Raw genomic sequence first — 22,612 nt, forward strand, 5'->3', positions numbered from 1 at the left:
AGTTCTGACTCGAAAGGCCATGATCACATGAGCGAGAAGAAGAACCGCGAAGATTCGACTGTCGGCCGCAATAACCCTGGTCGCGACGCTATCGGAGCGGCAATGCGGTTCATCACGTCGATTACTGGTTCGGACTTCGCCCAGAAGTACGACCTTCAGCCAAAGATCGACCGCGTGGTGTACCAGTCCACCAAGTCCGGTTTTAAGACCCTTGGTGCCGCGAACCGTCAGTTTAAGAAGATTTCCGGTTCCGGTAAGCCGGAGCGTCCGGCTGAGGAAGCCCAGGCTGCACAGGAGGCCGCAGCCGAGGAGAAGGCAAAGAAGCTCTTCGACCTCACCCCGACCGAGGATCAGCAGATGATCGTCGAGACGGTTAAGGAGTTTGCTGAGTCGCGCTTGCGCGAGGCTGCTTACAAGTCCGACCACGAGGCAACTCCCCCGGAGAATCTCGTCTCTGAGGCTTCTGAGCTGGGCGTCACTATGATCAACGTCCCGGTGGCTTTCGAGGGCATCGCTACCGGCGAGGACGTCACCACCAACGCGCTGGTCGCGGAGGCTCTGTCCTACGGTGACATGGGTCTGGCTCTGGCAGTGCTGGCTCCGGCCGGTGTCGCTGCCACCCTGACCGCTCACGGCTCCGACTCGCAGCAGAAGACCTACCTGCCGGCATTCGCTGGCGAGAACGTCCCGGCCGCCGCTGTTGTTCTCGCAGAGCCGCGCCCGCTTTTCGACGCACGCAAGCCTGAAACCACCGCAAAGCGCGAGGGCGATTCGCTGGTCCTCAACGGTGTTAAGTCCTTCGTTCCGAACGCCGGCGCAGCTGAGCTGTTCATCATCGGTGTTGAGCTCGAGGGTAAGCCGGCTCTGGTTATCGTTGAGTCCGACACTGAAGGTCTCCACGTTGAGGCTGACCCGTCCATGGGTCTGCGCGGTGCCGCAATGGGTCGCGTCATCCTGAAGGATGTCAAGGTTCCGGCCGAGAACATTCTCGGCGGCGCTAGCACCTCGGCTGCAGACCGTGAAGAGGCATACCTCGACATTCTGCGTCGTTCCCGCCTCGGCTGGGCAGCTCTTGCAATGGGTACTTCTCAGGCAGTTCTCGACTACGTCATTCCTTACGTCAATGAGCGTCAGGCATTCGGCGAGCCGATTTCCCACCGCCAGGCAGTGGCCTTCATGGTCGCCGACATCAAGATTGAGCTCGATGGTCTCCGCATGATTACTCTCCGCGGTGCTTCCCGCGCTGACCAGGGTCGCGGCTTCGCTCGCGAGGCAGCTCTGGCTAAGACCTTCGCCACTGAAAAGGGTATGAAGATTGGTTCCGACGGTGTGCAGCTGCTCGGTGGCCACGGCTTCACCAAGGAGCACCCGGTTGAGCGTTGGTACCGTGACCTCCGCGCAATTGGTGTCGCCGAAGGCATCGTCGTTCTGTAAACCGCTAGATACTTCAGCCGAAAAGAATTAAGAGGAAAGAAAATGATTAACCTCGAACTGCCGAAGTTCCTCAAGGCGGGCGCGTCCCAGTCGCATCAGGCCGCCGCTGAGATCTTCCGACCGATTTCCCGTAAGTACGATCTCGCTGAGCACGAGTACCCGAAGGAACTCGACACCCTTGCCTCCATGATGGACGGCATGGCAGATGGTGGCCGTGGCTTCTCCGGTGCTTCCGGTGGACGTGGTGACGATAAGAAGCCGAAGCGCACCGGTGTAAAAAACGGTGGCAACATGGCTTCGCTGCTCAACGTTATTGAGACCTGCTGGGGTGACGTGGGTCTGACCCTGTCCCTGCCGTACCAGGGTCTAGGTAACGCAGCTATCGCAGCTGTTGCTACCGATGAGCAGCTGGAGGCTTTCGGTAAGACCTGGGCTTCCATGGCAATTACCGAGCCGTCCTTCGGTTCTGACTCCTCCGCAGTTTCCACCACCGCCAAGCTCGATGGTGATGAGTACGTCATCAACGGTGAGAAGATCTTCGTCACTGCTGGTGAGCGTTCCGACTCCGTCGTTGTGTGGGCGACCCTGGACAAGTCCAAGGGCCGTGCTGCCATCAAGTCCTTCCTGGTGAAGAAGGGCACTCCGGGCTTCACCGTTGAGCGCCTGGAGGAGAAGCTGGGTATTCGTTCCTCGGATACCGCAGTGCTCCGCCTGGACAATGTCCGCGTTCCGAAGGAGAACCTGCTGGGTTCCCCGGACATTGATGTTAAGAAGTCCTTCGCCGGCGCAATGGCGACCTTCGACAACACTCGTCCGCTGGTTGCGGGTATGGCCATCGGCGTCTCCCGTGCTTCGCTGGAAGAGCTGCGTCGCATCCTGGAAGAGGCTGGCATCGAGATTGACTACGATGCACCGGCACACACCCAGAGCGCTGCTGCAGCTGAGTACCTGAAGCTGGAGTCCGATTGGGAGGCTGCATACCTCCTGGCTCTGCGCGCTGCGTGGATGGCTGACAACAAGCAGCCGAACACTCTGGAAGCTTCCGAGTGTAAGGCCAAGGCCGGCCGTGCAGGCACCGAGATTTGCCTCCGTGCCGTTCAGCTGGCAGGTACCTTCGGTTACTCTGAGCGTAACCTGCTGGAGAAGTGGTCCCGCGACGTCAAGATCCTGGACATCTTCGAAGGTACCCAGCAGATTCAGCAGCTGGTCGTTGCTCGCCGCACCCTGGGCCTGTCCTCCAAGGAACTGAAGTAGTTACAGTTTCAGAGCAATCTACATACTGGTGAGCCGGTAAAAGCTCACAAAGATGCTCAAGCCACATTTTCCTAAAACACCGTCCTGCCATGACTTGGTAGGCGGTGTTTTATTTTGCGCTGTTTTGGCCGTGTGTCTCTTGTCGTTGCGTTCCTATTTTTCTGAGATTAGAGGGAGAGTTCATCTAATTTTCATCTTTAGGTTCTAGGCTTATTTGCCATGAGCATTTCCCGCCGGGCCTACCTCTCTGTTGCAACTCTTGCTGCAAGTTCAATGGCCGTCGCGAAAACCTCGGGAGCGTACGGCCTTGAGTACGTCACGTCGGGTCTGGGGCTTACCCAGTCGGATTCCAAGTCGTGGCAGGTACTGGCTAGCGACTTGGAGGTCATCACTGTCACAGACACGTCAGTGGCATTTACATGGGCAACATATGCTCCGGGAGTGCAGACAGCGTATGGCTTCATTAAGCCGACCGTTCCTTCGGATGAGCGGGTGCTGCTTGGTCCTGCGGATTCAACGCAGTTAGAGCTCGTGCACGAGGGGTACTCAGAGTCGGGCTACCACCATGTGGTCATTGACGGGTTGGAGCCGGGACGGGAGTACCGCTTTGAGTGCTGGTCACACAACTGTCGCGCGGTTCCGTCGCTGAATATCACCATGAGCAAAACGGCACCGGAGAAGACAGGCGTCGTAAGCACTCTGCCAGCGCTGGAGGGTGCACATTTGGCGACGTTCGCGCTGACGAATGACACACACATTGGTAAGCCCAATCATGACGGCATTCGCATTGGCAACCTCGGTCTTTCCTCCGGTCCGGGAGAGCAGCCTTTTGCCTCTATGCAATTGCAGGGTCTGGTGGACACGGTAAAGGCTGCCGGGTTAGACACTCTCGTCATCAATGGCGATTGCACGGATAGCAACCGCCCTGAGGAGTATGACGAACTCATCAGGGTTTTGGATACTTTCGGTGAGTTTGGGAAAAACTGGTTTGTCACCCGTGGTAATCACGATGTGCACCCGCCCGGGCTACCCAATATCAATGGTTTCCGGGGACGCGGAATCCGCAAAGGCAAGACCGCGGTTCCGGATTACTTCAGCCAGCGTCTTGTGCCGACGCAGCAGCACTGGTCGACTCGCGTCGGCGAAGTGCGCCTCATCGGTGTTGATACCGCCGAGTTTGGTTATGCAGGTGGACGTATTAATGAGCGGCAGATGCGTGCATTGCGTGCCGAACTCGCAGACGATCCAGAGCGTCCGACAATTTTGTTTGCGCATCACCCGTTTACTCAGGATGCGGTGCGTTCGCATTTCGGTGGTGAGGCATTCATGGTCGAGGCGCAGCAGGCCAAGATTTTTCAGGAGATTCTGGCCGCCACGCCGGGTGCCAAAGGCGTGTTCGCTGGTCATACGCACCGCAGCCGCCGTGGTATCGCTGACTACGGGGATACGGACTTCTGTGAGCGGGGTGCGGCACTCGGCTATCCGGGTGGATACACACAGATTCGAGTTCACACTGACGGTTACCAAATTAGCTACCACCGCACTACGACACCTCAGTCTCTGTCCTGGTCAACGAAGACTCGTTGGTCGATGTTCGGGTTGGAGCCAGAGTTTATGCTGGGAAAGATCTCCGATCGGAACTACGTCAATTTCTTCAAGAACAAAGTGCCACTCTGAGCTAGTGCTAGCTTCTAGCAGGGTACGCTGGGCAACGCATAGTGTTAATGGAAAATACGTAGTGGCAAGTTCCGCTGTGGGCGAAGTCGCAAGCCACCACGTTATTGGCCGAGCACAAGTGTGGCTCTGAAGTAATAAGGAATTTAGCGATGACCGACCAGTACAACCCGCGTTCGTCCTCCCCGCAGGATTGGGAGCAGGACGGTTATGCAACATCTGCCTGGGAGCAGCCGCAGGGTGGGGCTCAAGACGAGTACCAGCCTCAGTACCAGTACCAGTCGCAGGGGCCGAACCAGGGAGGTTCACCCCAGCAGTATCCGGCTTATCAGCAGGCTCCGGTACCTGAGCAGAAGAGCAACAACGGTCTGTACGTGGTTTTGGGCATCGTCGGTGTCGCACTTGCAGCGGTCGCCGGTATCGGTGGCGCGTACTACCTGAATAATTCCTCCGATAATTCCCCGCAGTCTCCCGATACGGTTGCGGCAGGGGACTCGTCGTCAAGCACTGCGTCCCCGGCGCCGGTGGAGACGTACACGGAAACCTATACCCAGACCGTCGAGCCGGAAACGACGAAGCAGCCGGAGAGCAGCGCTCCTACCACTACGCAGCGGGGAGATTTTGGTCTTCGCGCGTTCGGTATGAATCGCGATGATATCGATGCCAAAGGTTGGGTTGGCAGTACCGCTCGCTGCTCGGGTGGGTATTACGCGCGTGTGTTGGCGGAGACTTCTTCGGGTAAGGCCGTGATTTGTGAGAACTCCAATAACCGCCAGCAGCGCCATTACATTGGTGACTTCGGTGAGATTTCGGATACCCCGGATGCGTACACAGTAGATAGTTTCTCCGGGAACCGTGCTGTCGCGAAAAATGGTGGCTACACGTATACCGTCACTCCGAATGCGGTAACCGTGACCCAGGACGGCGAAGAGATTTTCCGTGAGCCCGTCACGGACTACGGTGTTTTGAACGCTGGCTAATCAGCTCTAGTTCTTCCTAGGACACGCAAAAAGGACGCGGTAACTTCCATAACGGAAGTTTTTACCGCGTCCTTTTCGTGTCTGCCGTTCGCTTTACGACGGTCCCTGCGCCCTAAGCCACCTTCTCCTCGGTGACATTCTCCCACGGCTTCGGCAGGTGGCGAGGAACCACCTTGCCGACTGCGTTGCGTGGCAGTTCATCGAGGAACACGGTCTCGCGCGGAACGGCGAATCGGCTGAGGCGCTGCTTGACGTATGTGCGAATCTGCTCATTGGTCAGGGCGCGGCCCTCAGGGGAGTCGTCGCGGACAACCCAGGCGACCAGGGCCTGACCGAAGCGCTCATCCGGGACACCTGCGACTGCGCACTCGCGGATACCCTCGAGCTGGCTGAGTGCATCTTCGGTCTGGCGTGGGAAGACGTTCTCGCCACCGGAGACAATCATGTCGTCCTCGCGACCGGAGATGTAGAGCAAGCCGTTTTCCATGCGACCCAGGTCACCGGTACAGACCATGCCGTCAATGACCTGCTTGTCCGCGCCCGGGCGGGTGTAGCCCTCGTACAACATGTTGTTGCCGACGAAGATTCGACCGGTCTCGCCGTCGGCGACGCGGTTGCCGTCTTCGTCGAGAATCTGGACACGAGTGCCCAGCGGTGCGCGACCAGCTGTGGTTGGGTTTGCCTTGAGCTCATCCGGGTTAGCAATGGTTGCCCAGCTGACCTCCGTGGAACCGTACTGGTTGTAGAGAACCGGCCCGAAGCGCTCGAGGGTCTTGGTGACAATTCCCTCTGGAATAGCCGAACCGCAGGATGCGATGACCTTTAGCGATGTCGCGCCGATGTCGTAGTTGTCCGGGAGAATCTCAATCATGCGCTGCAGCATGGTCGGCACCAGGAAGATGGTGTGCGGAGAGTGCTGCTCGATAATGCGCAGGCTGTCGGCTGGATCGAACTTGCGGCGCATAATCATGGTGGAACGCAGTGCGATGCACAGCTGCGCAGTCGCGAATCCCCAGGTGTGGAACAGCGGAGCCGCAAGGTAAGCCGGGCGACGCTGACGCAGAGGAATTCGGCTCATGATGGAAGATGCCGGCATCCAGCTGCGCGGCTCCGGACGCTTGGCACCCTTTGGAGTGCCGGTGGTTCCGGAAGTCAGAATAATAACGCGGCCACGGCGCGGGCGGGTTGGCAGCTCGGCGGTCGGCCACTTTGCCGGCGGTGCTGTCTTCAGCATCTCCTGCATGGAGGTCCAGCCCTCGCGAACGCAGGAGGTGTCACCGTAGTTTTCAAACCACGACACGGCGACCGGGCACTCATCGAAGTCCTCCGGCAGCATGTGAGTGAATTCCTCATCAATGAACAGGAAGTCAATCTTCTGTTCACGAATTACGGCCAGAGTCTGCTCGGCGGAGGCGCCGGTATTGAGCAGCACCAGGTCGGTGCCGAGACGACCGTGGGCACACAGAGCCATAATGAAACCGCGGTGGTTGCGAGCCAGCACACCGATGCGGTCGCGCTGCTGAATATCGCCGTGACGGAGTGCTCGCGCCAGGGCAGTGGAGCGCTCGTGCAGCTCCTCGTAGGTCAGCGAGCCGCCATCATCAATAATCGCAGTGTGGTGCGGATCGCGGCCGGCTGCAATGCCGAGGAGACCAGCTGGCAGGAAGTCCCAGCGGTAGATGGAACTTAATGCCTTACCAGCCGCGCCGGGCCCCATCGAGCCGAGGACGCCAGCCTGAGTCACCGGTGCGAGTCCGAGAACGAGGTCCGAGGTAGCTCGCGAAGCTTTGCGCACCTTATTGAGAATCGAGGTCTGTGGATTAGATGTCATAGTCACTCATCTTCCGTGGTTCATGTCCTGTGGTCTTCGGAGAGGCCTAATCAGGCGAAACCTCATCGGTAGGACTGCCGATTTAGTTTCTTTTACAGTAAGAATAAGTGTCCTAGGTCACTTTTGCGTAGCTTTTTGCAAAATTTTTTTATCAGAAACGAATAGTTGTGAAGATATGTGGCGTGACCAGTGAAGATAGTCAAGTATCAGTTCTCTTTCGCAGCTCAATGGGTGCTGACCTTAGCCGGGGAGGGGTTCTGGTTTGGATCTGATTCTTTTGGGGAAAGCTCCTGAAACCTGTTCTTATCCAGTTGCGCTCTCGACTCGGTGGCGAAGGGCGAACCTATCCGATACGACTCCAGTCCAGACCACTATGGTGACGTCGACTGAGGAGCTGGACGATGATCGCGATGACATTGATGACACGGATGATGACCGTGACGATGGCATGGACGACGATGATCACGATGACTTTGATGACGACGATGACGATGACCGCGTGAACAATTAGTTTTCTAATCGGCACCGTAGATTTTGTGAATCATCGGCCCCCCCACGTAACCCATGAACCCCCGCTCACTAGTGAGCGGGGGTTCATGGGCGTTTATGGCAGGGACGCTATTTATTGTCCTGCGGTGTCCTGTGCCATATTCTGCTTAGCGGCATGGCTGACATTGTCGGCGATATCTGTTGACAGTTGTTCGGCATCATCCCACGGGCCAGAATTGGATACCCACACATTGAGCTGTATATGCCCGGTTCGGATGGTTTCTAGGTATCCGTCCTGGTCGTTAATGGTAGATGCACGAGACTGGGCGTCTTCGTCTGCTCCACCAACAAGAATGAGAATTGTTCCATTGGAATCTTCAAAGTTGTAGCCACAGCCAATACCTAAGTCCTTCACGCTAGTCGGCACAGCGTGAGTCTCTTCCGGCATGTAGTCGCCAGCATCACAGACGTTAAGCCAGCTGAGCGCCATTTTGTAGTAATAGGAGGCTATGGAGGCCTGGTCGGAATTGGTGTTCTTGTCTTCCAATTCCGAGTTTGCTTCTTCCAGCTCATCAATCTTTGCTTGCAGCTCGCTTTCCCGCTCCTCTGCCTGCTGTTGAAACGAGTAAATCTCTTCACTCGCGCTTGCAAGTTCGGACTCAGCATTCTTACCGCCCATGGCAAACCCCGCCGCGCCGGCAACAATCACTCCGACTGCGCCGAGGATGAGCGGCAGCGTCAAAGGTTTACTCTTTCCGGACTTAGTGCCGGAAGCTCTCTCCGACACTTTCTCGGAAGTGCCCGACTGGTTGCTATTCCACGGATCGATGGGTTCGTGAGCGTTCATTTTTAACCGACTACCTTCACCTTCTGTGCGATTGTGATTGGTTCGAATCCTGGCTGCTGAGCTGTCACAGCAACGATGTATTCACCGGGTTCTGTAAATGTTGCGTAGGCCTTCTCCCCAAACCGGCGAACGATCTGGCAAGGAGTATGTTGTCCAGTCACACCTGCGCTGGCACTTGCAGTCGGTTTGCCCTCAGAATCGTAGACATCCACCTTGTTTTCACAGGTTTCCGTACCACCAGACTGGCTGAAATTCCACAGCAACCTCGCGTTTGCTTCGCCATCAACCAGGGGATAGGTCAACAGGCTATTGGCCCCCTCGAAGGGAAGCGTGATCCGAGCAGTGTCGAAGCCGCCCAATTCTTTCTGGTGAGCAGTTGCGTCAATCTTGACGTTTTGGCGCTTGGCACTGCCGGGCTCCATGCCGCCAATTTTGGTCAGCTCCATCGAGCTATTCAGCGTTACTGCACCGGAGTCGGCATCCGAGTCTGAAAGTTCGCTGTTGGGAGAATTCTTATCCTGCGAACTGTTGGCATATTCCTGCTCTGGCTCTTCCGACCCGGTCGAGCTCTCAATCGAGCTAGGAGTTTCGGATTGTGCATCAGAAGCAGGGGACGTTTCTGTAACTGTCACCACCGCGGGGGACTCCGGGACAGCGTTGTTAGTGGGCATACCTGAGCAGCCAACCAGAGTCAGGGTAGCAGCGGCGGCTGCCACAGCTAAAACGTGCTTTGAATGAAACTGGGATGTCATGGGCGTTAAAAACCTCCGAGTTAAGCGCCGAATAAGCGTTTTCTTCATCTGCTTGACGACGCTATAGCGGAGGCCTCAGAAGCGGTACGGGAGTTCTCCCGGTGACTTTCACTACCCGTGCAGGTTTAACTAAATCCTGTCGGGTTCAGCGAATTAATCGTTGGACAAAAGATTGAGGGAAAGAACCGTTTAATGAACCTCCAACAGCTGAAAGATGTGGCCAAAAGCTACTTCTCAAAAACCACAGATATTGTGAAGGGTGTTCCAGATCGTACTAAAGGTTGGCGCGGTGATTTGGAGGATCAAGGAATTATTCCAAACCGTGTTGGTGTAGATCAAGAAGGTCGTATCATTCCGCCATTTTTTGTTTGGTGGGCACCCTGGATGTTTCGAGTCGTACTCATTATCGCCGGATTCATAATTGGCGGAATTTTGGAATCCACCAATAGTGGGCCATATCCAGATACGGCGATGTTGATTCCATTCGCCATGGGGTTTGCGATGTGGTTCTTGCGAAATCAGACTAGTTGGATTCCCGGCCTCATTATCACGGTGCTGGCAGTCACCGCAGCATCGCTTATGTCTAAAAGCGTCCTTATTTCGCTCGAAGCATTAATCCTTTTCGCTCTCGTAGTCCTAGTGGAATACATCTACGCTCGCGCCGCATTCGACTACAACACTGCCGCGGCGTTTGAAGAGATGAAGCAGGCGCTTTCCACGTACGGCACTGCCTATGAGCTTGAAGAACGAGAGGACACCAACGTCAACGGAGAGACTCTGACAACTGTCTCCGCGCTTGATTCGGGACGCCCTGCTAGGGCAATGATTCGACTGTTGCCGGAGCATGTAGACCCCGGATGGCTTATCGCAGTAGATCCCGCCAGGCGGTTTATGACAGGCCTATCTCCAGAACAGCGTGTTCGCATCAGTGAGATTCAGGAGCAGATGTGAGTCTGAATCCCGCAGTTCGAGACAACCTAGCTGGAAATCTATTTTCACCAGGCGCAGTGCCAACGGGCGCCAAGTTAGCTCAGCTGATTGCTGACATTCCCATGGGCGGAGATGCCTCTTCCTCGGATTTTTGGGAAGCGCGTGTCCGTTTAATTCGAGACCTGTTGTTCTTCGGTAAGCAGTCCCAGCGCGCACTGGACATTATCGATGAGCTGCACACCGAAGATTTTGTCGACGCAGTGCGAAAGAAGTTCGGTGTTTCTTTTCGACTTGTTCTCAAACGAGTACAGCGTCCTCAGTACTTCTTCACTGATGTGCAGATGAAGGCAGTTAAAGAGGGGTTCTTGAAGCCGTATGCAAAGGGCAGCGGAAAAGCGATTACCGAGCACGGGCTTGAAGAGTTCTTTGATCGGATATTGGTTCCAACGTCTAACCGCATGGAGCTCCGTGAATACGTCGACGTTGAAGATAGCCAGGAAATTGAGACTGGTCCGACGAACAACGCGGAGAAACGAGTCTGGGCGGCCTTTGATGAGGCCAGTAGTGCAAATACCGACATTCGGTCGATTGCAGATGTCATTGCGAACGGTTTTCGTGAACAGTCCGAAGGCTTTATTGACGGCAAACCGATCGATAGCGACATGCTGAAGAGTGCAACTAAATCCATCGGTGCGAGTTTTCGTACCGGCTCGCCAGAGGCTGAAACCCGCACCGGTCTTATTCGAAGGTTGCAAGCAGTCGATGATCCAGCGGATTTAGTGACTCGACATACTTTCGGTCTGCTTAACGACGAATCGTCGCTGGACCCAACGAGACTTCGTAAAGAATTGCAAATTGCTGAGGGAGCCTACTGTTCTAGTTCCGATTCGACAATTGAGAATCGCGTCCTTCAAAACGTCAATCGAGACGATGTCTTGAAGGCTGATACCGGAAGGGGAAAATCGGATTTTAAGACGCCCCATGCCGGTGAAGGGGATGCGATTGCCAAGGAGTTATTACGATTTCTTTCTCCATTTGTTGTGCTCGGTTTAATAGTGCAGTTCATGCAGGAGGGTAATGGATTTATTGCTGTACCGGTTCTGGCTATTTTTGTCGGTATCTTGTGGGCGTTGGTAAAGAAGCGAGTGGCAAAACGATGGATTGCTGTTTTTGGAATCGTATATTTCATTGCCATGGGGGTTATAAATGATAATTTCTATGAATTAGGATGGGTTCTATTTTCTATATTTATCATTACATTTGTGTCGATTGCCTATCTATTCGCTAAGGGGAAGGAATATAAAAATGGGGTTCTTTAATAACAAAAAGGATGAAAATAAAAGGTCGGTTAAACATTCAGACGGTCGTGTTGATGAGTATCAGGAACGAGATCCTAAGTATCCGGAGGTTGACTTCGGTGGAGCGCATAATTTCGCCCCGCTGCCGAATTTTGATGAGTCCTTCGGCCCCCGGGGCACGGTCGACAATGGTGATACCACAGGTCAGGAGCCGGTCGAGTATTCCGGAGATCCAAAACTAGACACCGACGAAGCTGCATGGTCCAAGGTTGAGAACGTCGAATTTGACGGTGTTGAATTTGGTGGTGCCGAGTTTGGCCATGATGAAGACACCGCGGAAGGAGTTCCAGCCCAGCAGGATTTTCCTCCCGCGACAGTGGAAGAGCTCCCAGAAACGGATGCTGAAAGTACCGCAGGTGTTGCGGCCGGGAACGTCGTAAAGCAGTTGGATTTGATTCAAACACGGCTGGACACAATGAACGCAGTATTGCGCTCTCAAAGTGAAGAGTTGGAAGCGCTGACTGATCGTCGTTGGTACGCCCAGTTGATGCCGCTGGCGGAAAAGTTGGCGGCCATCCATGACGGGATTTGCGCTGACCTTTCGCGGCTCGAAGAAACTACCGAAACTGATGGCAGTGACCTGTATTCGACCCTGGATTTCCTGCAGGACTCGATCGCAGATGCGCTTCAGTCCATGGGAGTGGCAATTACAGAGGCGAAGGTGGGCGATGCCTTTGATTCTTCAATTCACCGTCGTACCAAATTCGCGGATTCGGATAACCCCGCGCTGCACCGCACGCTGGCGCCATCACGACGAATCTCGCACTACTACACCTTCACCAGTTCTACCAGTCCAATTGTGGTGGCCAAGGCGCCGGTCACGGTGTACCGGCACAGCGGCAACTAGGCCAAAACTCGAGTCTGAACAGAGCACAGCTCGAGTCCGGCCAGCACACAACTAGAGCGCTGACACGGCAAAAGAAGTCAAGAATCCAACAGATTTCAGAATAAGGAGAAAAATCATGGCTGAACGTATTTACGGCATCGATCTGGGCACATCCAATAGCGCAATTTCCTACGTGGACTCACTGGGTGTTCCTGTCATTCAAGAAAACCTCGACGGAGATCTGTCGACACCAAGTGTGGTGTGGTTTGAATCGAAGGCCAATACCGTTGTCGGAAAGCTGGCACGTGAAGAGAAGCTCTTCAGCCCCAATGACGTCATCGAGCTGGTGAAGCGGAGCATCGGCACCGATAAGAAATGGAATTTCAGCGGGAAGGCGTATACCCCGGAGGAGATTTCTTCATTGATTTTGCGCTCGTTGGTTCCAGACGAAGCAGCTGACGACGAGATTTCGGCAGTTATTACTGTGCCGGCATATTTTGGTGCGAAGGAGCGCGAGGCAACTCGCAACGCAGGGCAGATTGCTAATTTCAATGTGTTGGAGCTGGTAGCAGAACCGGTTGCTGCGGCCCTCTACTACGACTCCAAGCAGCCTCTAAAGGACAAGACCTTGCTGGTGTATGACCTCGGAGGCGGTACATTCGATGCCACGATTGTGCAGGGGATTGACAACACCTTCCGGGTTATTGCCACCGACGGTGATGCTCGACTGGGCGGTGCTGACTGGGATAAGGCGCTTGGTGAATTTATCCTGGATAAATTCATTGAGCAGACTGGTGACGAGGAGGCGGAAAACGATGAGACCTTCGTCGCTAAGTTGCATGAGCAGACGGTGAACTGTAAAGAGGCGCTGAGTAATGCGGAAAGCGCCACTGTGCGACTTGCCAGTGACTCTGGTTCCCGCGCCAAGATTGCCGTTACCCGCGAAGACTTGGAGCGTGTCACGGCGCCATTGCTCGAGCAGACGGAGATTCCTTTGACCCGTGTATTGGAGACGGCAAAGGAAAAGGAGCCGGGACTGACAATTGATGAGGTCATCCTGGTGGGTGGATCTTCGCGAATGACCGCCGTAACCAAACTGGTGGAGCGTCTGACGGGTAAGAAGCCACTGTTGGTTGAGCCTGATCTAGCCGTTGCTAAGGGTGCTGCCCTTGCTGCGATGATCAGCAAGCTCGGGGGAGTGGTTAATGCTGAGTCCAGCCCTGCTGTCCAACAGCAGTCAATTGCGCAGATCGCGGCTGAGACAGGGATTGACGCCGGGCAGCTAGCCGCGCTGTCGGAGAAGAAGGTGGCAAATGTATTGCCAAAGTCGATTGGCATTCGAGTTGTCGATCATCTGAACAACCCGTACATCGACTATCTGGTCAACCAGAATGACATGATTCCCCTGTCTGAGCCGGTGGTCCGGGAGTATTCGACCGTAGCTGATGGCCAAGAGGAAGTAGATTTGACGCTGTATCAGCAGGCCAGTGACGTTCCATCCGAAGATGTCGCTCTCAATGACATCATTAGTGGATCGGAATCTATGCTGACAGGTATCCCGCCGTTGCCCAAGGGTCAGCCAATTCAGGTTAAGTTCTTTGTAGCAGCAGACGGCATGATTACCGTGGAAGGCACTCACGTTCCATCGGGTCGCTCAATCGAATCCCACGTGCGCATTGGTGTGATGAATGAGGAAGAGATTTCGGCTGCTCGCACGACGATGATGAAGGTTTCTGTCAGCCAAGGAGATAACTGATGACCGACGATCGCACTCTAATCCCGGGCGTCGATGACATTGACAGCGGTGCAAATTCCGATACTGATGGTCGAAATCGGAAGATTCTGCTGTTCGTGCTCGCCATTCTGGTTGTCGTCATCCTGGCAATGGTGGTCTGGATCCTAAATTTCCGCTCTAACCAGCAGGATAACGCCGACGGGTTGTTTGAAACCACTGAAAGCACCGAAGTGGAAGTCTCGCCGTCCTACTATGTGGGCGATGATCAGGAACCAACCTCGACTACAATCGCACCGCCTGCCGACGATCGGTTCGTAGACCCAGAGGTCTTAGCGTCGACCGTTGATCCGACGTGCCCGATGCTGCAGAGTGCCTGGTCAAACCAGGGCTCCGATATGGACTGTGAAGCATATTACGAGGTAGTGCGGGCGCTCAGTAAACAGCGGCAAGAGCAAGGAACACTGCCAAAGCAGACGACAATCGAGATTGAGTATGACGGTCAGCCACTGACGATGGAATGCCAAGAAGTTTCGCCTAATTATGATTGCCGCTCTGAGTCTGGGATTCAGATTATGGTGGGTAATCTCGATGGGTCTGGGCAACGGAACCGATGACTAATCTTCCCCAGGTAGGCGATATTTTTGAGGGCTACGAGGTTGAAGCTCTCATCGGTGCCGGCAATATGGGGACTGTTTTTCGAGTACGAAATCCCAAGCTGGGCCGAAACGAAGCACTGAAAATCGTCCCACTGCCGGAAGAGGCCAGTGCTTCTAAGCGAATGGAGGCACTGTTCCAGAACGAGGTTTCTATCGCAGCCACTGTTCACGTTCCCAACGTTGTGACCGTGTTCGATGGCGGGCGAGCCGGGAACCTGCTTTGGTTCACCATGACTCTTATTAGCGGTAATTCGTTGGGCGCTGAACTGGCCGAATATCCGCCGCGCACTTTCGATAAGAGCGAGGTCATGTCGATTGGTGTGGAGATTGCTACCGCGCTAGATCGGCTAGCAAAGCACGAACCAGCGGTGATTCATGGTGATGTAAAACCATCAAATATCGTCGTAGAGCGAGATTCGTCGGGGCTTGTGTTAAGCGCGACGCTTGTGGATTTCGGTGTATCAACCGCCACTGAAATCGACAGTGTTGGCGTGACCAATCGTGTTGCCGGCTCATTGCCCTACATGGCGCCAGAGATCTTCACTAAGGGTTGCATTAGTGCAGCTAGTGACGAGTATGCGTTTGCGTGCACGATATTCGAGCTGTTGCAGGGATATAAGGCATTTCCAGCTACTGACGCGGCCAGTGCGCGGCAATTGCACTGCGGTAAGCGACCGGTTACCAACCTCGGTGCGGTAGTTGATTCGGTCTTCGCCAAGGCGTTGGCGGTTGACGCCGATGAACGCTACGAATCCTGCAATGCGTTTATTAGCGATCTCATTGCTGCGCTAAATGGTGGTGCCGTCGAGGTTCGCAATCCGAAGAACCGGAAGAAAGCCCTTGCAGCGTTCTCCGTAGTGGCATGTCTAGGCCTTATTGGTGGTGGCATTGTTGTTGCCGAACGTAGCGGCATTGGAGATGGCGGTCTCTTTAGTGCCAAGCACTTGGCACAGCCAGTAGCTATCGGAGGTTCTGCGGAACCGATGCGACTTCGCGCTCCCGATTTGGCGAAGGGGCCTCGGATTCCGGTGGGTGACCGATGGACCCTTACGTCGTTAAGCGACGTCCCCATCGGTGAGAAGAGCTGGCAGGGGATTCAGCGGATGGGAACATTCAACGGTGCTGCATATCACGCGACGCAGTTTGCTTCGGCAGATGAATTCTTGCTGCCATTTCGCCACGGTATTGATGAGAAGAAGCCGATTGCAGAGGCTGAAAATGACAAATGGCGGGGTGAAATTCTGGATGCCGTGAGCAAGAACCGGTCAGTGGCTGAACCAGCTGGCTCTGAAGTGGTGAAACTGCGAATGGAGCCCGATGGTCGCCGGCTGGATGTCCTACAAACGTCAGGCTCATTTCAAGCTGTGAACAGCGAAGGTTCCGAGGCAACACGGCCGATTAATTACTGCTTGGTTCAGCCGGCGGAAAGTTCTGCGCCATCCAGTCCCGAAGTGCTTCGTCCGGTATTTGTCGTTTTGAGTGAAGGCGATCCTTGTCCTGCTGCCTATGACACGGTGGCGGCGTGGGCAATGCAAACCACGACGAATTAAGCGATAACGCCGAGAATATTTGTTATATTTCGGATAACTATCATGAATGCCAGTCACTTCAGCCGTCGTTGGGCGATTCCCCCAGGAGCGTTGGGTAGGGTTCCTGATTCGCGGTTGGTGGCTGGTGGTGCGAGAGAAAGGCCTGGTCAACGTGACATCGCTCCCAACACTTGTGGTTGATAATTTGTGTGGGGATGCGATTGTTGCCAATCCGAGTGAGGGATTGACCATCGGGCGTGACGCCGACCTCAAAGTGGGCGAAGATAACCGCTACATGCACCGCATAGCAATGTATGTGTATGCGGAATCCGGAATGTGGTTTCTGCTCAATAACTGCGAGCACGTGACTGCAATGGTGCACATTCCGGAGGTGTCGCGGTCATTCCGGCTGGCTCCGCAACAGCGTTTTGATTTGAGCTACCCGGAGTATTTCATCCGCTTTTCCGTCAAGGATGACCAGTACGAAATTCAGATTAAACAGGATATTGAGCACGCCGATGCGAAGGTCGTGCTGCCAACTGACGGGACTGAAACCATCTCGGTTGGGGAGCTGCCGGAGCGCCAGCGTGCTCTGATCGCTGCATATGCGGAGGATTATCTGCGCGGCCGAATCGACACCATTATGGTTTCATGCACCGATGCCGAGGCCGGCCGAAAGCTGGGAGGCAAGACCGCAAAGGCAGTCGAGCATTACCGCACCGCACTTTTTGAATCCGCTTTGAGCAAGGGGCTGGTCTCAAGCAAGGAGTGGCAACGGGTTAATCAAAAGAGCCGTCTGCAGCTGGTAGTTGTCGCTGCAATCGAAGCACGATTGGTCACTGCAGACGACTTGAAACTGCTCGCTTAACGACGGTACTTGCGATAAGTCAATCCTTTAATTGGCGTGTTCACAGTAGTGGTTCGGCCGCCACGGGCATTCTTCGTCCACCGAACGGGCCCCATGCGATAGGAATATCCGAGGCCAGAACGCGATAGCGTAACCCGGGAGTTGCGGGTGGGGCGGAAGGTCTTTCGGAAGCTGAATAGTTTGAAAGCCATTGATATAAATCCATTCTCGGTGCGTCACAGACTGCCATGCGCTCTGACCGTGCTGCTTTGGACAGCATCGCTCTCTGACTGCATTGTGCCGGTGACATAAGCGGATAAATCGTGGTGCGTTTGATGGCACCACTGTCCAGATTTGGGCAGTCCAGCATGGTTTAGCTAGGGGAGAACTCCCCGGGGAGAACTCCCGTTTCTTTTGTGTCCGAGAGTTTTTAATCTGAGATCATGTTCACCAAGAAGATTTCCGCTGTAGCCGCCGCAATCACTGCCGCCACTGCGCTTGCTGTTGTCAATCCGTCCGTCGCCGATGCAGCTACGAACTACCCCAAGATCAACCGTGACTATGTCAGCTATTCCACAGACGGAGAAACCGTAGTCTGTGGTGGGTCGGTAAATCAGGACATGTTCCGCTGCCAGACCACAGCTAAGTGGGGTAACAAGAAGAACGCCCACAATCTGGTCACCTTTGATCTCGAGGATGCATCTGGAAGTTGGGAAGCCGGAATGAGCGGTGGAAATTGGGATGCCTCGCGCCCGCCATTCCGACTGAAGGAAGGGAAGAAGTACAGCTTCCACGGGATCGTGGTCCTGAATAAGAATGGCACCCTGTACTTCAGTTCTCCGTACCACGAGGTGCGCGGTGAAGTGACTCCGTATGAGTGGGAGATTATGGAGACTGACTGATATCCCGTGCAAATACTCCTTCTTGTCTGGCGTTTGGCTTAACGCGCAGGAGTAATTCATTCCAACATTCGTTTCCTCCCGGTGGCATTGCCGCCGGGAGCTTTTGCTGCCGTACGAGCAGTGATACCTCTCTCGACCAGGCTGTTCGCTACTGGCGTACGGCTATAGGGATTAATCTGTGTCGCGTCGCGTTTAAGCTAGGTGAAACAACCTTTATTGAATTACGGCAAAAATAGACACTTGAAAGGGCAGTGATGTTCGAGAGGTTTACGGACCGAGCACGTCGCGTTGTCGTCCTGGCACAGGATGAGGCACGCGAGCTCAATCACAATTACATCGGCACGGAGCACATCCTGCTCGGCCTGATTAGTGAAGGCGACGGTGTAGCTGCCAAGGCGCTGGAGTCCATGGGTATTTCCCTGGATGCTGTGCGCTCTGAGGTAGTCGACATTATTGGTCGTGGCTCCCAGCCGCCGAGCGGTCACGTGCCGTTTACCCCGCGTGCAAAGAAGGTGCTGGAGTACTCTCTGCGCGAGGCTCTGCAGCTGGGTCACAAGTACATCGGTACTGAGCACCTGCTGCTCGGCCTGATTCGTGAGGGCGAAGGTGTTGCTGCTCAGGTCCTGGTTAAGCTAGGCGCTGACCTGCCGCGCGTACGTCAGCAGGTTATTCAGCTGCTCAGCGGTTTCCAGGGCGATGAGTCCGATGGTTCTCCGGAGCAGCGTCCGGTCGGTGCTACTTCCGGCGCTCGTGTGCAGGAGGGTAACCACCAGTCGGGTTCGCTGGTGCTTGATCAGTTCGGTCGTAACCTGACCGTTGCTGCACGTGAGGGCAAGCTGGATCCGGTTATTGGCCGCGAGAAAGAAATCGAGCGCATTATGCAGGTTCTTTCTCGTCGCACCAAGAACAACCCTGTGCTGATTGGTGAGCCTGGTGTTGGTAAGACCGCCGTCGTGGAGGGGCTTGCACTGGACATTGTCAACGGTCGTGTGCCGGAGACGCTGAAGGATAAGCAGCTTTACTCTCTCGACCTGGGCTCGCTGGTTGCGGGTTCCCGTTACCGCGGTGACTTCGAGGAGCGTCTGAAGAAGGTGCTCAAGGAGATTAACCAGCGCGGTGACATCATCCTGTTTATTGACGAGATTCACACGCTGGTTGGTGCCGGTGCCGCCGAGGGCGCAATTGATGCAGCCTCGATTCTGAAGCCGAAGCTGGCTCGCGGTGAGCTGCAGACCATCGGTGCTACCACTTTGGATGAGTACCGTAAGCACATCGAGAAGGACGCCGCTCTCGAGCGTCGTTTCCAGCCGGTGAACGTGCCGGAGCCGAGCGTGGATCTCACTATCGAGATTCTGCGTGGTGTTCGCGATAAGTACGAGGCTCACCACCGCGTATCCATCTCGGACAAGGCGCTGGTTGCGGCAGCTACCCTCTCGGATCGTTACATCAACGACCGCTTCCTGCCGGATAAGGCTGTTGACCTTATTGACGAGGCCGGTGCTCGTATGCGCATCAAGCGCATGACTGCCCCGGCTGACCTGCAGGAGATTGACTCCAAGATTGCCGATGTGCGCCGCCAGAAGGAAGCCGCCATCGACGAGCAGGACTTCGAGAAGGCAGCTGGTCTGCGCGACAAGGAGCGCAAGCTGGGCGAAGAGCGCCGCGAGCGCGAGAAGAAGTGGCGTGCGGGCGAGTCCGACACCATCGCTGAGATTGGCGAGGAACAGATTGCGGAGGTCCTGGCTTCCTGGACTGGCATTCCGGTGTTCAAGCTCACCGAGGAAGAGTCCTCGCGTCTGCTGCGCATGGAGGATGAGCTGCACAAGCGCATCATCGGTCAGGAAGAGGCTGTCAGTGCTGTCTCCCGCGCTATTCGTCGTACCCGTGCTGGCCTGAAGGACCCGAAGCGTCCGTCCGGTTCGTTCATCTTCGCTGGTCCGTCCGGTGTTGGTAAGACCGAGCTGTCGAAGGCTCTGGCCGAGTTCCTCTTTGGTGAGGAAGACGCACTCATTCAGATTGATATGGGTGAGTTCCACGACCGCTTCACTGCTTCTCGTCTCTTCGGTGCTCCTCCCGGATACGTCGGCTACGAAGAGGGCGGCCAGCTCACCGAGAAGGTGCGCCGCAAGCCGTTCTCCGTCGTGCTTTTCGACGAGATTGAGAAGGCCCACAAGGAGATTTACAACACCTTGCTGCAGGTCCTGGAAGACGGTCGTCTGACTGACTCGCAGGGTCGAGTGGTGGACTTCAAGAACACGGTTCTGATCTTCACCTCGAACCTGGGTACCAGCGACATTTCCAAGGCTGTTGGTATGGGCTTCTCGGGTGTCGGCGAGGCCGATGAAGATGGCAAGTACGAGCGGATGAAGGACAAGGTCCACGACGAGCTGAAGAAGCACTTCCGTCCGGAGTTCCTGAACCGTATCGACGAGATTGTGGTCTTCAGGCAGCTGAGCCAGGCTGAGATTGTCCAGATGGTCGACCTCATGCTGGCCCGCGTCAGCGACCAGCTCGACGAGAAGCGCATCACCATGGAGATTTCCGACCGCGCCAAGAACCTGCTGGCCAAGCGTGGCTTTGATCCAGTGCTCGGTGCCCGTCCGCTGCGTCGCACGATCCAGCGCGAGATTGAGGATCAGCTCTCCGAGAAGATTCTCTACGGTGAGGTTGGTCTCGGCGAGACCGTCTTCATCGATGTCGAAGGCTGGGATGGCGAGTCCAAGGACGTCGACAAGGCGAAGTTCACCTTCACCAACAAGGGCAAGGCCGGTAACGTTGATGCCGACGGCGGTGCTCTGGCTGACTCCGAGGAAGACAAGGACGTTCTCGGAAATGCTGACGGCACCCTGAGCGTTGAAGCCGACGACATCGAAGGTGCTGCTGACCAAGCCGCTGCCGAGGCAGAGGTCGACTCCGATGACGACGGCCACAACCCGCCACCGGCTGGTGCGGGTGCTGGCCAGCCGCTCTAAGAGGTTTAGCCGCTAGCAGTACCAACGAACACTGCCGCCCCAGTTCCGACTCCATTATGGGAGGAACTGGGGCGGCAGTGTGTCTATATGCGGTCTTTCCTAAAAGCGCGGATAGTTGTAGTTCTACTTGGCCACGCCGAGGTCGACCAATGCTTTCTTTGCCACTTCGGGGTCATCATTTTTGATCATGTACTCAACGATTCCCTGGTCCTCTGGGAGGATTTCCGCAACTGTGATGAGGGACTCCACTCTCTGCGCCTTGAATGTGGAACCGCGCGTTGATTCTGCCGGAATCTCAACGGCATCCAAGACGGGCTTGCCGTCACGAACGGCGGCGGTGGCGGCAGGGTCATCGGTGAAGACTACGTAACCAACGTCGGGTGCCTTCGTAGTATCCACGGAACAGTTGGTACCCATTGCCTGTGGGGCAGGGGCGCTATCCGCACCATAGTAGCTAAACACCACTTCATAGTCTGTGCAGGCCCGCACGAAACTAGCAATCGGTTCGGGTGCGTGGTCGGCAGGGGTGAGGCCGCCAGCGGTATCCCCACCAGTGGCACCGGTAGCGCCACCGTTGGAAGCGCCGGGATCGGCAGGTGCTTCAGCGGCGGACTGTGCGGGAGCAGCGGACTCGTCTGACTTGTCACTAAAGAGCGCGTCTTTAGCTGCAACGTAGGCAATCGCTAGCACCACGATGCCCGCTATCACTAAGGGAAGGAGTAATAGCTGCTTCTTTACACTGAGACCTTTCGATGCGCCGCTGGCCTGAGCACCTGTCGTGCCCGCACTGGAGTTTGACCTGGAGATAGCAGTCGTATTTGCCGGAGATGCTCCAGTTTCTAGTAACGAGCCATGCTTGATGTAATGGCGATAGCCATTTTCCGCAATAGCCAGGTTTTGCTCGATGTGTGATGTGTCTTCTGCCCCATTAAATCGGTCGGGCGAACCCGGGTATGCAAGTCGAATCATTATTCAGTCCACCACCGTGAATCAATGTCGGAATACAGGGAGCGCATCGACTCTGCAAGCTCTTCCAAACTATTGCGATTGAGACGGTGCTTGTTTTCTTTCCATCGCTCAAAAAGCTCCGTCGACGACACTGCACGCGAGGCCTCAGTTCGTGCCTCTCGGCCTGCGGTCAGAGCCCACTGGGCGGCAAATTGCACACGTTTCGCAGCCTTTTCTGTGAAACCGCTCCACACTTTATATGTGTTGTAGAGCTGGACCACGACGGCCCAGCCGCCCTTGTAAGGCAGAACTGTGACGTTGCCCAGGTTGTCAAGTTCAAGGAACTCAAAATGGGATGGATCCTTCTTATCGGCGGTCACGAGGATCCTGCGGTTGGTGACAAACGCGGCACCATCCACCCCACTTGCTTTCGTAGCGGCGGCTTCCAGCACAATCTCGTCGACACCAAGGCCTTCTGCAACGGCTGCGGCGGCAGCGTGCACAATCTCGGAATCACCAGCACGTTTAAGTGCAGCACCGAGATCTGGCCGGTCTGTCATTGCAATTTGGGGTCCTGTCATGCACACGAGACTAACAACACAATAAAAACCGCGCCTGCCGTTCAGTGCTATGACATAACTCACCCCA

Annotated in this window: 20 protein-coding genes; 14 read left to right on the forward strand and 6 right to left on the reverse strand. The window is 55.4% G+C overall.

Annotated elements, in window-relative coordinates; genetic code table 11:
• Positions 1-27: 27 nt before the first annotated feature.
• The 4 genes from HMPREF2562_RS08075 (at position 28) to HMPREF2562_RS08090 (ending at position 5,342) form a co-directional block, all read left to right on the forward strand.
• Positions 28-1,434 carry an acyl-CoA dehydrogenase family protein gene (locus tag HMPREF2562_RS08075; protein WP_070549854.1) on the forward strand — a complete coding sequence of 469 codons (1,407 nt, stop codon included), beginning with the start codon at positions 28-30 and terminating at the stop codon, positions 1,432-1,434.
• A gap of 42 nt (positions 1,435-1,476) precedes the next feature.
• The gene (locus HMPREF2562_RS08080) at positions 1,477-2,688 is read left to right on the forward strand and encodes an acyl-CoA dehydrogenase family protein (protein WP_016421475.1); all 1,212 of its coding nucleotides are present in this window, start codon (positions 1,477-1,479) and stop codon (positions 2,686-2,688) included.
• Between the two features lie 219 nt (positions 2,689-2,907).
• Positions 2,908-4,365: a purple acid phosphatase family protein gene (locus HMPREF2562_RS08085; protein WP_048731772.1), complete on the forward strand. Its 1,458-nt coding sequence runs from the start codon at positions 2,908-2,910 to the stop codon at positions 4,363-4,365.
• Positions 4,366-4,514: 149 nt separating this feature from the next.
• The gene (locus HMPREF2562_RS08090; RefSeq protein ID WP_049190674.1) at positions 4,515-5,342 is read left to right on the forward strand and encodes a hypothetical protein; all 828 of its coding nucleotides are present in this window, start codon (positions 4,515-4,517) and stop codon (positions 5,340-5,342) included.
• 112 nt (positions 5,343-5,454) lie between these two features.
• Here HMPREF2562_RS08090 and HMPREF2562_RS08095 read toward each other — a convergent pair whose 3' ends face one another.
• Positions 5,455-7,173: an AMP-binding protein gene (locus HMPREF2562_RS08095; RefSeq protein ID WP_038626623.1), complete on the reverse strand. Its 1,719-nt coding sequence runs from the start codon at positions 7,171-7,173 to the stop codon at positions 5,455-5,457.
• 373 nt (positions 7,174-7,546) lie between these two features.
• Here HMPREF2562_RS08095 and HMPREF2562_RS10965 point away from each other — a divergent pair, with 373 nt between their 5' ends.
• Positions 7,547-7,684, forward strand: coding sequence for a hypothetical protein (locus HMPREF2562_RS10965; RefSeq protein ID WP_160310025.1), 138 nt, complete (start codon positions 7,547-7,549; stop codon positions 7,682-7,684).
• 111 nt (positions 7,685-7,795) lie between these two features.
• Here the strand turns inward: HMPREF2562_RS10965 and HMPREF2562_RS08100 are convergent, their stop codons facing one another.
• Together HMPREF2562_RS08100 and HMPREF2562_RS08105 are read right to left on the reverse strand one after the other, a co-directional pair.
• Positions 7,796-8,509, reverse strand: a complete 714-nt coding sequence (locus tag HMPREF2562_RS08100) for a hypothetical protein (RefSeq protein WP_049171884.1) — start codon at positions 8,507-8,509, stop codon at positions 7,796-7,798.
• A 2-nt stretch (positions 8,510-8,511) separates the two neighbouring features.
• On the reverse strand, positions 8,512-9,261 hold the full coding sequence (locus tag HMPREF2562_RS08105; RefSeq protein ID WP_222865188.1) for a hypothetical protein: 750 nt from the start codon (positions 9,259-9,261) through the stop codon (positions 8,512-8,514).
• A gap of 384 nt (positions 9,262-9,645) precedes the next feature.
• Between HMPREF2562_RS08105 and HMPREF2562_RS08110 the strand changes: the two genes are divergently transcribed.
• The 7 genes from HMPREF2562_RS08110 (at position 9,646) to HMPREF2562_RS08140 (ending at position 17,163) form a co-directional block, all read left to right on the forward strand.
• Positions 9,646-10,212, forward strand: a complete 567-nt coding sequence (locus tag HMPREF2562_RS08110) for a hypothetical protein (RefSeq protein ID WP_246819342.1) — start codon at positions 9,646-9,648, stop codon at positions 10,210-10,212.
• On the forward strand, positions 10,209-11,510 hold the full coding sequence (locus tag HMPREF2562_RS08115) for a hypothetical protein (RefSeq protein WP_049171882.1): 1,302 nt from the start codon (positions 10,209-10,211) through the stop codon (positions 11,508-11,510). The genes HMPREF2562_RS08110 and HMPREF2562_RS08115 overlap by 4 nt, the downstream gene beginning before the upstream one ends.
• A complete protein-coding gene (locus tag HMPREF2562_RS08120; protein ID WP_049190678.1) occupies positions 11,497-12,396 on the forward strand; it encodes a hypothetical protein in 900 nt (299 codons plus the stop codon). The genes HMPREF2562_RS08115 and HMPREF2562_RS08120 overlap by 14 nt, the downstream gene beginning before the upstream one ends.
• 115 nt (positions 12,397-12,511) lie before the next feature.
• Positions 12,512-14,131: an Hsp70 family protein gene (locus HMPREF2562_RS08125; RefSeq protein ID WP_016421465.1), complete on the forward strand. Its 1,620-nt coding sequence runs from the start codon at positions 12,512-12,514 to the stop codon at positions 14,129-14,131.
• Complete coding sequence (locus tag HMPREF2562_RS08130; protein ID WP_016421464.1) at positions 14,131-14,724, forward strand: hypothetical protein; 594 nt, start codon at positions 14,131-14,133, stop codon at positions 14,722-14,724. Before HMPREF2562_RS08125 ends, HMPREF2562_RS08130 begins: the two co-directional genes overlap by 1 nt.
• Complete coding sequence (locus tag HMPREF2562_RS08135; RefSeq protein WP_016421463.1) at positions 14,721-16,316, forward strand: serine/threonine-protein kinase; 1,596 nt, start codon at positions 14,721-14,723, stop codon at positions 16,314-16,316. Before HMPREF2562_RS08130 ends, HMPREF2562_RS08135 begins: the two co-directional genes overlap by 4 nt.
• Before the next feature lie 46 nt (positions 16,317-16,362).
• Positions 16,363-17,163 (forward strand): hypothetical protein, encoded by an 801-nt coding sequence (locus HMPREF2562_RS08140; protein ID WP_224433510.1) that lies wholly within the window; start codon positions 16,363-16,365, stop codon positions 17,161-17,163.
• On the opposite strand, the gene HMPREF2562_RS10790 is transcribed toward HMPREF2562_RS08140, so the two are convergent.
• Positions 17,160-17,354 (reverse strand): DUF4236 domain-containing protein, encoded by a 195-nt coding sequence (locus tag HMPREF2562_RS10790; RefSeq protein ID WP_016421461.1) that lies wholly within the window; start codon positions 17,352-17,354, stop codon positions 17,160-17,162. The two genes, HMPREF2562_RS08140 and HMPREF2562_RS10790, sit on opposite strands and share 4 nt — an antisense overlap.
• Before the next feature lie 231 nt (positions 17,355-17,585).
• Between HMPREF2562_RS10790 and HMPREF2562_RS08145 the strand changes: the two genes are divergently transcribed.
• Together HMPREF2562_RS08145 and HMPREF2562_RS08150 are read left to right on the forward strand one after the other, a co-directional pair.
• Complete coding sequence (locus HMPREF2562_RS08145; protein ID WP_038626607.1) at positions 17,586-18,044, forward strand: hypothetical protein; 459 nt, start codon at positions 17,586-17,588, stop codon at positions 18,042-18,044.
• A gap of 254 nt (positions 18,045-18,298) precedes the next feature.
• Positions 18,299-21,016: an ATP-dependent Clp protease ATP-binding subunit gene (locus HMPREF2562_RS08150; protein WP_070549855.1), complete on the forward strand. Its 2,718-nt coding sequence runs from the start codon at positions 18,299-18,301 to the stop codon at positions 21,014-21,016.
• A gap of 123 nt (positions 21,017-21,139) precedes the next feature.
• Here HMPREF2562_RS08150 and HMPREF2562_RS08155 read toward each other — a convergent pair whose 3' ends face one another.
• Both HMPREF2562_RS08155 and HMPREF2562_RS08160 read right to left on the reverse strand, forming a co-directional pair.
• A complete protein-coding gene (locus HMPREF2562_RS08155; RefSeq protein WP_049189576.1) occupies positions 21,140-21,985 on the reverse strand; it encodes a hypothetical protein in 846 nt (281 codons plus the stop codon).
• Positions 21,985-22,545: a hypothetical protein gene (locus HMPREF2562_RS08160; RefSeq protein ID WP_049189575.1), complete on the reverse strand. Its 561-nt coding sequence runs from the start codon at positions 22,543-22,545 to the stop codon at positions 21,985-21,987. Before HMPREF2562_RS08160 ends, HMPREF2562_RS08155 begins: the two co-directional genes overlap by 1 nt.
• Positions 22,546-22,612: the final 67 nt, after the last annotated feature.

This window comes from Corynebacterium sp. HMSC077G07 (assembly GCF_001809225.1).
Lineage (GTDB): Bacteria > Actinomycetota > Actinomycetes > Mycobacteriales > Mycobacteriaceae > Corynebacterium > Corynebacterium jeikeium_D.

Coding starts and splice junctions, on each gene's coding strand:
- HMPREF2562_RS08120 (WP_049190678.1), top strand. CDS start 11,497: ATGGGGTTCTTTAATAACAAAAAGGATGAAAATAAAAGGTCGGTTAAA.
- HMPREF2562_RS08105 (WP_222865188.1), bottom strand. CDS start 9,261: ATGACATCCCAGTTTCATTCAAAGCACGTTTTAGCTGTGGCAGCCGCC.
- HMPREF2562_RS08140 (WP_224433510.1), top strand. CDS start 16,363: ATGCCAGTCACTTCAGCCGTCGTTGGGCGATTCCCCCAGGAGCGTTGG.
- HMPREF2562_RS08080 (WP_016421475.1), top strand. CDS start 1,477: ATGATTAACCTCGAACTGCCGAAGTTCCTCAAGGCGGGCGCGTCCCAG.
- HMPREF2562_RS10790 (WP_016421461.1), bottom strand. CDS start 17,354: ATGGCTTTCAAACTATTCAGCTTCCGAAAGACCTTCCGCCCCACCCGC.
- HMPREF2562_RS08130 (WP_016421464.1), top strand. CDS start 14,131: ATGACCGACGATCGCACTCTAATCCCGGGCGTCGATGACATTGACAGC.
- HMPREF2562_RS08075 (WP_070549854.1), top strand. CDS start 28: ATGAGCGAGAAGAAGAACCGCGAAGATTCGACTGTCGGCCGCAATAAC.
- HMPREF2562_RS08125 (WP_016421465.1), top strand. CDS start 12,512: ATGGCTGAACGTATTTACGGCATCGATCTGGGCACATCCAATAGCGCA.
- HMPREF2562_RS08100 (WP_049171884.1), bottom strand. CDS start 8,509: ATGAACGCTCACGAACCCATCGATCCGTGGAATAGCAACCAGTCGGGC.
- HMPREF2562_RS08090 (WP_049190674.1), top strand. CDS start 4,515: ATGACCGACCAGTACAACCCGCGTTCGTCCTCCCCGCAGGATTGGGAG.
- HMPREF2562_RS08160 (WP_049189575.1), bottom strand. CDS start 22,545: ATGACAGGACCCCAAATTGCAATGACAGACCGGCCAGATCTCGGTGCT.
- HMPREF2562_RS08110 (WP_246819342.1), top strand. CDS start 9,646: ATGTTTCGAGTCGTACTCATTATCGCCGGATTCATAATTGGCGGAATT.
- HMPREF2562_RS08150 (WP_070549855.1), top strand. CDS start 18,299: ATGTTCGAGAGGTTTACGGACCGAGCACGTCGCGTTGTCGTCCTGGCA.
- HMPREF2562_RS08155 (WP_049189576.1), bottom strand. CDS start 21,985: ATGATTCGACTTGCATACCCGGGTTCGCCCGACCGATTTAATGGGGCA.
- HMPREF2562_RS08145 (WP_038626607.1), top strand. CDS start 17,586: ATGTTCACCAAGAAGATTTCCGCTGTAGCCGCCGCAATCACTGCCGCC.
- HMPREF2562_RS08085 (WP_048731772.1), top strand. CDS start 2,908: ATGAGCATTTCCCGCCGGGCCTACCTCTCTGTTGCAACTCTTGCTGCA.
- HMPREF2562_RS08095 (WP_038626623.1), bottom strand. CDS start 7,173: ATGACATCTAATCCACAGACCTCGATTCTCAATAAGGTGCGCAAAGCT.
- HMPREF2562_RS08135 (WP_016421463.1), top strand. CDS start 14,721: ATGACTAATCTTCCCCAGGTAGGCGATATTTTTGAGGGCTACGAGGTT.
- HMPREF2562_RS10965 (WP_160310025.1), top strand. CDS start 7,547: ATGGTGACGTCGACTGAGGAGCTGGACGATGATCGCGATGACATTGAT.